The 9,301-nt window shown below is 26.1% G+C and carries 11 protein-coding genes and 1 pseudogene; 3 read left to right on the top strand and 9 right to left on the bottom strand.

Annotated features, from left to right (window positions below; all coding sequences use genetic code 11):
• Positions 1–87, bottom strand: a pseudogene (locus tag EPJ72_RS04030) (IS1595 family transposase); the annotation flags it as partial.
• Between the two features lie 102 nt (positions 88–189).
• Positions 190–720 carry an HdeD family acid-resistance protein gene (locus EPJ72_RS04025; RefSeq protein ID WP_147730948.1) on the bottom strand — a complete coding sequence of 177 codons (531 nt, stop codon included), beginning with the start codon at positions 718–720 and terminating at the stop codon, positions 190–192.
• Positions 721–923: 203 nt separating this feature from the next.
• Between EPJ72_RS04025 and EPJ72_RS04020 the strand changes: the two genes are divergently transcribed.
• A complete protein-coding gene (locus EPJ72_RS04020; RefSeq protein ID WP_147730947.1) occupies positions 924–1,403 on the top strand; it encodes a Spy/CpxP family protein refolding chaperone in 480 nt (159 codons plus the stop codon).
• A 67-nt stretch (positions 1,404–1,470) separates the two neighbouring features.
• Here the strand turns inward: EPJ72_RS04020 and EPJ72_RS04015 are convergent, their stop codons facing one another.
• Both EPJ72_RS04015 and EPJ72_RS04010 read right to left on the bottom strand, forming a co-directional pair.
• Entirely contained in the window at positions 1,471–2,274 is an 804-nt protein-coding gene (locus EPJ72_RS04015) for an AAA family ATPase (protein WP_147730946.1), read from the bottom strand.
• A gap of 4 nt (positions 2,275–2,278) precedes the next feature.
• Complete coding sequence (locus EPJ72_RS04010; protein WP_147730945.1) at positions 2,279–2,473, bottom strand: hypothetical protein; 195 nt, start codon at positions 2,471–2,473, stop codon at positions 2,279–2,281.
• A gap of 167 nt (positions 2,474–2,640) precedes the next feature.
• Between EPJ72_RS04010 and EPJ72_RS04005 the strand changes: the two genes are divergently transcribed.
• On the top strand, positions 2,641–3,564 hold the full coding sequence (locus tag EPJ72_RS04005) for a methylenetetrahydrofolate reductase (protein WP_147730944.1): 924 nt from the start codon (positions 2,641–2,643) through the stop codon (positions 3,562–3,564).
• 197 nt (positions 3,565–3,761) lie between these two features.
• On the opposite strand, the gene EPJ72_RS04000 is transcribed toward EPJ72_RS04005, so the two are convergent.
• The 5 genes from EPJ72_RS04000 to EPJ72_RS03980 all read right to left on the bottom strand — a co-directional run bounded on the left by EPJ72_RS04000 (position 3,762) and on the right by EPJ72_RS03980 (position 8,387).
• Entirely contained in the window at positions 3,762–6,989 is a 3,228-nt protein-coding gene (locus EPJ72_RS04000) for a type ISP restriction/modification enzyme (protein WP_147730943.1), read from the bottom strand.
• Positions 6,990–7,256: 267 nt separating this feature from the next.
• Entirely contained in the window at positions 7,257–7,727 is a 471-nt protein-coding gene (locus EPJ72_RS03995; protein WP_242004906.1) for a vitamin B12 dependent-methionine synthase activation domain-containing protein, read from the bottom strand.
• Between the two features lie 5 nt (positions 7,728–7,732).
• Positions 7,733–7,918 (bottom strand): hypothetical protein, encoded by a 186-nt coding sequence (locus EPJ72_RS03990; protein ID WP_147730942.1) that lies wholly within the window; start codon positions 7,916–7,918, stop codon positions 7,733–7,735.
• A gap of 20 nt (positions 7,919–7,938) precedes the next feature.
• Entirely contained in the window at positions 7,939–8,178 is a 240-nt protein-coding gene (locus EPJ72_RS03985) for a hypothetical protein (RefSeq protein WP_147730941.1), read from the bottom strand.
• Between the two features lie 11 nt (positions 8,179–8,189).
• Entirely contained in the window at positions 8,190–8,387 is a 198-nt protein-coding gene (locus tag EPJ72_RS03980) for a hypothetical protein (protein ID WP_147730940.1), read from the bottom strand.
• 315 nt (positions 8,388–8,702) lie between these two features.
• Here EPJ72_RS03980 and EPJ72_RS03975 point away from each other — a divergent pair.
• A partial coding sequence (locus tag EPJ72_RS03975) for a transposase (RefSeq protein WP_147730939.1) occupies positions 8,703–9,301 on the top strand: 599 nt, incomplete at its 3' end.

Below are 9,301 nucleotides of genomic sequence, written 5' to 3'. Positions count from 1 at the left end.
AACTGATGTAGTTCTTGCTGTGGTTCCTGCTACAAAATGTTCTATTAATTTTAATTGTTTATCTTGACTTAATTTACTGCGTTTCATACTTTAATTTTAACAAATTTAAGTTATCTAGGACAGCCCCTTATTTTTTATCAATTAGTAAATTAATATTTTTTTATTTATATTTTCTTATTAAATATAATATTAATCCTTAAAAAAATTTCCATAAGCAAACCAAAGCTGCAAAGTAACAATACCGTAAAGTATTAAACCAAGTCCAATAATTACACTCACATAAACAGCACCAATTATAGGATTAAATGCTAACACAATTCCAGCTAATAATGTTAATACACCGCTAAATAATGATAGCCCCCATTTACTGTAACCCTCTTTTTTTAATTCTATTGAAGAAGATATAGCAATAACGCCCCTCACTATTACAAAAAATGACACCATATACGGTATAAATGCACCGCTGATTGTAAGATTAGATATGATTATAATACCACATATAGTTGATATTATGCCATCTGCTAAAATTAAAAGTGAACTTGATAAATGCCTTAAACTGAAAAAATAAAATATAGTGCTTATACCAGAGAATATTGTTAGAAAGCCTATTATATATGCTAACAACAACACAGTCTCTAACGGATTAAACATAGTAGCTATTCCTGATATAATAAGTAATATTCCAAATACTAACCATAAAATTCTTCCTAATTTACCCATAATTTATATACTTCCTTATAAAAAATTTAATAAATTATAATAACTATAATTTGTTATACAATAATGATAATTAAATATATAAAAAAATCAACATTTTATATATAACTTTATAAAAATAATTGTATTTTTAAATTATAATTGGGAACTTTTATATATATCACTTCGTCTAATATAATACAAAAACAAAACAGGAGTTATTAAAAATGAAATCAAAATTATTATTATCTACATTCATATTAACATTAGTATCAGCATTAGCATTCGCTCAGCCGCCTGCACCAAGAGGCGGTGATGTTCCGCCTGCACCAGGTCCAAGAGAAAGAGCTATGCCAAGAGCTATGGGTGGTCCTAGAGGTGATATATACAGAATCTGCAGAAATGTTGGAATATATCTAACTGATGCTCAGCTTGAAGAAATGGGTCAAATATCTTATGAATATGAATTAAAAATCAATGATTTAGAATATCAAAAAAGAAGCATTGATTATAAATTCAAACTTGAAAGAGAAAAAATTGATTTAGATTTAAACTTAATAAAAGATTTAATCAGTCAAAGAAAGGATTTAGAAAAAGAAATTGATTATCTTAGAATAGAAAAAGATGTTGCTATTTTAGATGTTCTTACAGATGAACAATTAAGTCAATTAAACTCATATAGAATGAGATATTATTACTATAGATAATTATACTCTAATTCTTAGAAAAGAGGCAGTAAAATATGCTGTCTCTTTTTTATTGATTTATTTAATATTAAAAGAAATCTAAAAAAGCTTTATCCTTAACATTATTATCATCTTTCATTTCGCCTGTATCATATAAATACCTTGTAACAGCCAAAGAAAATCCGCCTTTGATAGGAGTTCTAGGATAAAGAATTATTAGCGGTGTTCTCTTTTGAATAGACATCATTACTTTCTCTTCATCAAACAATATAGGTCCAAGTAAATTAAGTTCTATATTAAGTTCAAATTTATCAACTACTTTTTTTATCTCTTTATATAAATTAACTGCCCAATCTATATTTTTTACTTTGTTTACAACCAAATAAAGTTTCTCTGTAATTTTATTAGAACATATCATTTTTATAAGTCTATATAAATCAGTAAGAGAAGTTATTTCAGGATTAGCAATTAAGATAATATCATCAGAAATCTCATAAAACTTTAACATAGATTGTGTTATACCAGCAGCATAATCTATAATAACATAATCATATTCCTCAGATAAAGTTTTTAAATCATTAGCAAGTTTTGACAAATAAAAATCACTTTCAAACGGAAGAAGTTTTTGTATATTAACTCCCGCACTGATAACATCTATATTAAAAGGGCTGTTTAATATACAATCTTTTAAAGTAATATTCCCTTCAAAATATTGCTGTAATTTAGACTGAGGCTTTACCTGCAATAATATAAAAACATTAGAACAATTAATATCTATATCAAAAACTAATACTTTATAACCTTTGGAAACTAATTCACTAGCAAAATTGACGGAACATAAAGTTTTTCCAGCTCCACCTTTCCCACTAGAAAAAGATATTATTCTCGCCATATTATTATTTCTCCATATATATTTTTAATAAATGAGCAACTTTAGCCCTAACCTCTTCGTCCCAATCTAATATATGTTCTTTTAATACTTTTATAACAGCTTTTTTATCGGCAACAGATACTTGTTTAGCTAGCTCATCGAGGGCTTCTAGTCTCTTTTCAACATTCTCACTTTCTAATTGTAAAAATATTTCTCTCATATATCTCTCACAATATACATAATATTTTACAATAAATTATACATTATAATGTTAATTTGTCAAAAAAATATAAACATTTATAATATAATAAAACATATATAAAATATAACCATAAAAAACAATTTTTACAGTTTGACTTTTTTCTATTATATAATATGATATATCGAATGAATAATTATGTAGAAAATTTTATAAAAAAGTTAGAAAATAATAATGAGTATTGTTTCACTCTAGAAGTATCTCCTCAGGCAAAATATGATTTAAGCTATATAGAAGAGAAAATAAATAATTCTAATATACAAAATTATGTAGATGCATTTGTAGTAACCGATTCCCCTTTTGCAAACATAAAAATATCATCAATATTAGCATCAATACAGTTGCAGCAAAAATTAAACAATAATAAACCATTCATTGCAACACAAACAATGCGTGATAAAAACTCTATAGCTTTACAAAATGATTTAATAGGTGCTAATTATTTTGATATAAGAATGATACTTGCAGTTACAGGTGATGCTATAGCTAATGGAAATCAAAAACAGGCTAAGGGGGTATTTGAAGGAAACTCCAATTTATTAATAGACATAATAAAAAATTTAAATAAATCAAAAAGTTTAGGAGAGTTTACTTTTAAAGAACCCTTAAAGCCGATATATCCTTTTTGTGTGATAAATAGCTATGCTAAAAATAATGACAGCTTAAAAGTAAGACTTGCTAAAAAGGCTAATTCTGGAGTTAAGGCAATATTTACTCAGCCAATATACGAAGCTGAGAGATTAGAGTTTTTATTAAATTGCATTGATGAGTTGCCGTTAAAAGAAAAGCCTATATTAGTACCGGGTTTTTTTCCTGTATTAACTTATAAAACTGCATATTTTATATATTATAATTTATCAGGCTCATATATACCAGATAAATGGCTTGAAAAATTAAAAAAAGCAAGCGATAAATCAGCAGAAGAAGAGAGAAAAACAGCTATAGAATTATCTGCAAAGCTTTTTGAGGACATGCTAAAAATACATAAAAAAATGCATATAATGAGCCTAAACAACTACGAGTTTGCGGCAGATTTACTTAAAAACATTTAGAAGAAATTAATATCAGAAATTTATTTTTTAAGATACTAATCTTTTTAAGTTTGCCAATTTTTTTGTTGTTCTTTTTCCCGCAGCAAAAAGAACCAAAAAGTGCAAACGTTTTTGCTTTATATGTAAGATATATATAAAAATAAATAAATCGACTAAATATACTTACTTCAGCATATACTATCTTTTATTTAAAATATTTAGAAGAAATTAATATCAGAAATCTCTTTTTCTAATATAATAGATTTATCTAAAACCTGTATAATTTTTTGAAAACATGAGTAATCAATCTCTTCATCTTTGTGCGATTTTAAATATTTATCCAATACCTGATAGCCTCCAATTTTATAGAGCCAAACTTCTTTTGATACCTTGTCAAAATAAAGACTTTTGTTTATAAAGAGTTTGTTTTCTTTTTCATTGTAAAGAGGTTTTTCTATTTTGTTGTTTTTATCATCTTTATATAAACCCTCACCTACATCATTATTTAAGTTATTATCTTTCATTAGATGAAGATTGTATAATTGAGTACCTATAGAACTTAATTTAATAAAAATATCTTTAGAATCAGTAAAAGGGATTTTAGGGAAATCAATTTTTAGGAAGTCAATATATTTAGTTCTGTAAGTTTTGTGAAACAGCACAGCATAAATATAGCCCAATATATCTTCAGGTGAGAAATGAGAGCTATATTTTTCATCAATAAAGTTTCTAAAATTAACGGTAAAATTCTCAATCTTATCAGCATTTTGAAAAGGGTTTGAAGCTGTTTTTTTAAACAAATCAGCACCGCTATAATCTGCAGACTGAATATTTTTTATTGCATTAGGAGTATTGTATAAATATAAAGGGAAAATATAACTGCCAGAACCTACAAGATGTAAATCAATCAAATTATTAGAAATAAAAATATTTGATATTTCTTTTAATTTAGTACCTCTATCGCATATTAATCCTATATTATTATCACCTTTCAAAAAATGCTCCATAATATCGCCTCTTGGCATACAATGAAAACCTTTTGATTTACCTGTATAATAAGTCCATCTTTTATCAAAAGGGCGATAATTGATAATTTTGTAATTATTATCATCATTATTCGTTTCCTCTAGCTCTTTTTTGGCATATTTAATCTGCCAATCTCTGCTATCTTTTCCCAAATCAAATTCTTTTCTAGCATATTCAATATCTAATTCAATAAATCTTTTTATATTATTCTTTAATTCATTTAATGAATTTATAGTATCATTTTTAGATAAGCAAAAATTATCTCTTCCAGTTACAATCCCAACACTTGATAGTCTAAACATATCCTTTAAACTATAAAAATTGTCATACTCTTCAAGTAAATTTTCATCTTGTTTTACAAACAAAAAGAAAGGCTCTTTATATTCTAATTTCTTCCGCTCTATGCTTTTAATATTATTATCAAAAAGAAATTTATATTTATATTCTCTTTTGCCATACAAATCATAATAATAAACAGCTGCACTTTCTCTGTTATATTTATGTGTGATAGAGTTTACATTATTTAACTCATCTATATTTTGCGTATACCTTACAAATATATTTATACTCACACCCTGCATTATGTCAAATACATTTTCATCTTTGCTGCCGTCTGGAGAAACTTCTTTTTTTCTCGTGTTGCCATGCAAATTTACAATATATATTTCATCAAAACTTTTTAATAAGCTATAACGCATACCCCTAAATGTTGGGTTATCCAAAAACGAATTATTAGAAATAAAACCAAATATTCCGCCTGCCTTTTGATTATCTATTTTCTGCTGTGCAAATCTTATAAACTTCACATAATCATCAAGAAGCCATTTTGGATTTTTTTCTTTTTCTATTTTACCGTTTCTTGTTATAGCTAAAGGCTTTTCTTCTAAACCGTCTTTATATTCTTTTCTTACCTCTTCCTCAAATATGCCTTTGTTGGCACTTGCTCCGCTATAGGGAGGGTTGCCTGTTATTACGAGAATATCTTTTTCTTTTGTTTTTTGGGCGAGGTTCATCTCTTCATTAAGCTCTTCAAATATATTATTTTTTTCCTTGCCCTCATCTAAATGTATATTCTCTAATGTATTAGTTAAAAATATATTTAATCTCTCATCATCTTCTAAATTATAATTAAATTCTTCTTTTAGTGTTTGAGATATTTTAAGATGTGCTATTGTATATGGGGCTATCATAAACTCAAAGCCGTAAAATTTATTAATTAATTCTTTAGGGTTATATTTAACAGAGTTTTTTTGATAATAAGATAGAGCCTTTCTAAAAGAATCAAGTAAAAATGTACCTGTACCTGTAGCAAAGTCTAAAAGTCTTATGTTGGTGTCTTTTTCTAATGCATCGCCTAAGCCTTTGTCTTTATTAAAATATTCTTTTAAAACTATATCTATAGAATCAATAATAAAATTAACCACACTTTGAGGGGTATAATAAACGCCTCTTAATTCTCTAAGCTCTGGATTATATTTATACAAAAAAGTTTCATAAAAATGCATATAAGGGTCTTTCTGCACTGCTGTGTTATCATATTTATTTAATTCTTCTACAATAGAAACAATATTTATATGATTGGTGATGTTTATTATTTCATTCAAAAGCCATTTTATAGTTTTTAAATCATTAATATTCAACTCTTCCAAATCTTGAAGGAATTTACTCATTGCTCTTATTAACGGAAACGATTTTGGTATAAACTTAGTTACATTATATAAATCTATTTTTTCATTTGTATTAAGTCTTGCTAAAAATAAACTATAAGTAAGAGTTTGAGCAAAGTTATCGCAGAAGTCAGCAAAATCTATCTGCGAATAAATTGTGGTTTTAAATATATTATATAAACGCTCTATATGATTATTGTTTTTAAGTTCATATAAATCATCTCTCAATATTCTAGTACGCATAGCCAAAGCATCAGCAAACTCTAAAGCTGTATTTATAGGTTTAGGCTCTCTTGAGAAAAATATTTTAAATATATCTAAAAGTTTTCTGCCCGCATCATCAAGTTTAATTTTTTTATAATTTTTAATCTCGCTTAATTCGCATATTCTAACTTCATCAATAATATTTAAGTTTTCATCAATTAATATAAATCTCAAATAATCAGTAATTATAATATTACCGCTTAAAAGTAAATATTTTTTTATCTGCTCACTTTTAATAATTTCATCAAGATTAGCATTTACTCTTTTATTTTCAATATACCCCAAAACAAGAGAATCAATAGTAACTAAAAAATCAGGAGCTCCTCTACCCTCTTTATCATTATTAGGTTCATGCTTTATATTAACTTTTTTAAAATTAAGATTATTTTTGATATCATTTAATAAGATTTCTAAAGCACTTCTATAAGTATGTTCTTTATCTTCAGCTGTTATATTTTTTATACTTTCTAAATAATTTTCTAAAAACATAATAAAAACCTCTACCATACTGAAAAACTTTGAATTTTATAAAAATTAGTTTTTATATTATTATTTTCGGGGACTAGCCACCCTGCGAAGCGTACCCGTAGGATAGAATCCCCACTTCTTTTGCGACCAAAGGGAGTGCCTGCGGCGTGACCCAAAGAAGCAAAAAGGCTATATTTTTAGTTTAAATATATATTTATATTTTATACCATTATAAATTATAATTCTATTCACAAATAATTAAAAAATTATAATATATATTAAATAAAATTAATTAGCAAAATAGTAAGCATCTTCACAAAATGAAACTATTGCACAAGTGCTTAGTTCAGGCTCCATCATATAGCTTTCTGTAAGTATTACATTAAACTCTTCTGGTTTTAATTTATCAAATATTATTTTGTTGCCGTACATATTGCTAAGTGCCTTATAACCGAAAGAATATCTGCAGCCTACATGCTTTCTTTTACCTTTATTATTTAAATTAAGTAAATTGTCCATATGGCTTTGAAGTATATCAACGTAATTTTCTATAATATGCGTGCCTAATGCATTATAAAAATAATACTCTTTATATTCATCATTATCATATAACCCCTTTAAAAATTTATGATATTTCCCTCCAAGACTTACAAGTGTAAAACCAATAGTATCTTCATCTCTGTCAAAAAAATCAACTATAGAATTATAAGGCTCACTCTCCATACGCTCTAAAGGAATTTCTATTTTTTCATTTTTCATATAAGTTATTCCCCTTTTATAGATTTTTCTAAATTATTTATTTTTTTATCACATTCATAGTGAAGCATGTGTAAACCAAAACAGCCGTTTAATTTTAAATATTTTGTTTTAAAGTCATTTTGTATCGCCTCACCGCATACAGCACACTTTATTTGTTTTTTTCTTCCGAAAATATCTTTTAATAAGCTCATTTACTACCCCCTTATATTTTTTATTTTTCTGCTTCTTCAAACTTTCTCTTCTCCCACGAATAAAGCTTGTAAAAAAACTCATCAGGTTCATCTATCTCGTCATTGATGTTATCACTGACAAAATCATCATCATCAGCTATTTTCTCATAAGCAATTAAATTACCAGAGCCGTCATATTTTTTCATGCCCCAATCTGTATACTCTTCAACAACGAATGTTTTGAGTTCATTATCATAATATGTTTTTGTTAAATAGCTCATTATTCACTCCTTTAAGATTTCTGCCATAATACTGTTTCTTTTCTTAATATCTCAATATCATCAAATTTTGATATTTTGAAATGATTTTTTACATATTTGACTAATTCTTTTATATTAGAAAAATAATGATATACCTTTGAAAAATGACCTTGTTCTATTTTTAATCCTTCAAATATTCTTAAACTTAAAAAACAATTTCTATATATCAAAATGCATTTTTTTTCTCTATCATACTCAAAATGCAAATTATACTCTTTGTATTTATCAAAAAGCCTTTCATATTTTTTTCTCCTAATAATTTTTTATTAAAATACATCTCTGTATTTACCAGCTTAAATGTGTAATTATGCAGGAATTACAAAATATGTTCTTTTTTGATTGAATAAGTGATAAATAAGGTTTAACCTTATTTATTTTTTATTAAACCTTATTTTTACTTGACTTTTAACCAGATTTATAGTATAAAAAAAGCAGTATCCTTGTTATAATATTTTGAACATAAAACAAATAAAAAGGATGCTACTATGAAAAAAGATTATAGCACAGAATTTAAATTATTTATAGTGGATGAAGCATTAAAAACTAAAAATATTAAAAGATTTTTAAAGATGGAAAGAATAAATAAATCCACTTTTTATACTTGGATTAAGAAACATAAAAATACTGGAACAGTTGCTAATTTTAGTACTAAGCCAAAAACTTCTCCAAATATCTTTAATAATCAAAAAGCTATTAATTTAATTATTGAACTCTATACTAAAGAATATCGAGGTAAGCATTATATTAAAGCATATTTAAATCGTAAAGGCATTAAGATAGGTGTTACAGCTATAGAGAATGTACTAAAAAGAAATAATCTTTGGAGATACAAAATAAAAAAGAAAAAGAAGCGATATGATAAACGAAAATTTGTCTCTAAAATACAAAAAAAAGGCAAAATAGTTCAAATAGACACTAAATATATCAAATTAGGCAGAAAAACAGTTTATCAATTCACTGCTGTAGATTTAGCTGCTCGTTATAGTTGGAGAGAAATCTATGAAGATAAAACACCTTCTATTGCTTTATCTTTCTTAAAATATGTCTTAAAAACTTCACCTTTTAAGATACAGGCTATACAAAC

This window comes from Brachyspira pilosicoli (genome assembly GCF_008016535.1).
GTDB lineage: Bacteria > Spirochaetota > Brachyspiria > Brachyspirales > Brachyspiraceae > Brachyspira > Brachyspira pilosicoli_A.
The sequence above is the reverse complement of the archived record's forward strand: the minus strand, read 5'-3'. Positions and strand labels throughout refer to the sequence as shown.

Bases quoted from the DNA above. Each gene is read 5' to 3' on its own strand.
- EPJ72_RS04025 (WP_147730948.1), bottom strand. From the start codon at position 720: ATGGGTAAATTAGGAAGAATTTTATGGTTAGTATTTGGAATATTACTT.
- EPJ72_RS04020 (WP_147730947.1), top strand. From the start codon at position 924: ATGAAATCAAAATTATTATTATCTACATTCATATTAACATTAGTATCA.
- EPJ72_RS04015 (WP_147730946.1), bottom strand. From the start codon at position 2,274: ATGGCGAGAATAATATCTTTTTCTAGTGGGAAAGGTGGAGCTGGAAAA.
- EPJ72_RS04010 (WP_147730945.1), bottom strand. From the start codon at position 2,473: ATGAGAGAAATATTTTTACAATTAGAAAGTGAGAATGTTGAAAAGAGA.
- EPJ72_RS04005 (WP_147730944.1), top strand. From the start codon at position 2,641: ATGAATAATTATGTAGAAAATTTTATAAAAAAGTTAGAAAATAATAAT.
- EPJ72_RS04000 (WP_147730943.1), bottom strand. From the start codon at position 6,989: ATGTTTTTAGAAAATTATTTAGAAAGTATAAAAAATATAACAGCTGAA.
- EPJ72_RS03995 (WP_242004906.1), bottom strand. From the start codon at position 7,727: ATGAAAAATGAAAAAATAGAAATTCCTTTAGAGCGTATGGAGAGTGAG.
- EPJ72_RS03990 (WP_147730942.1), bottom strand. From the start codon at position 7,918: ATGAGCTTATTAAAAGATATTTTCGGAAGAAAAAAACAAATAAAGTGT.
- EPJ72_RS03985 (WP_147730941.1), bottom strand. From the start codon at position 8,178: ATGAGCTATTTAACAAAAACATATTATGATAATGAACTCAAAACATTC.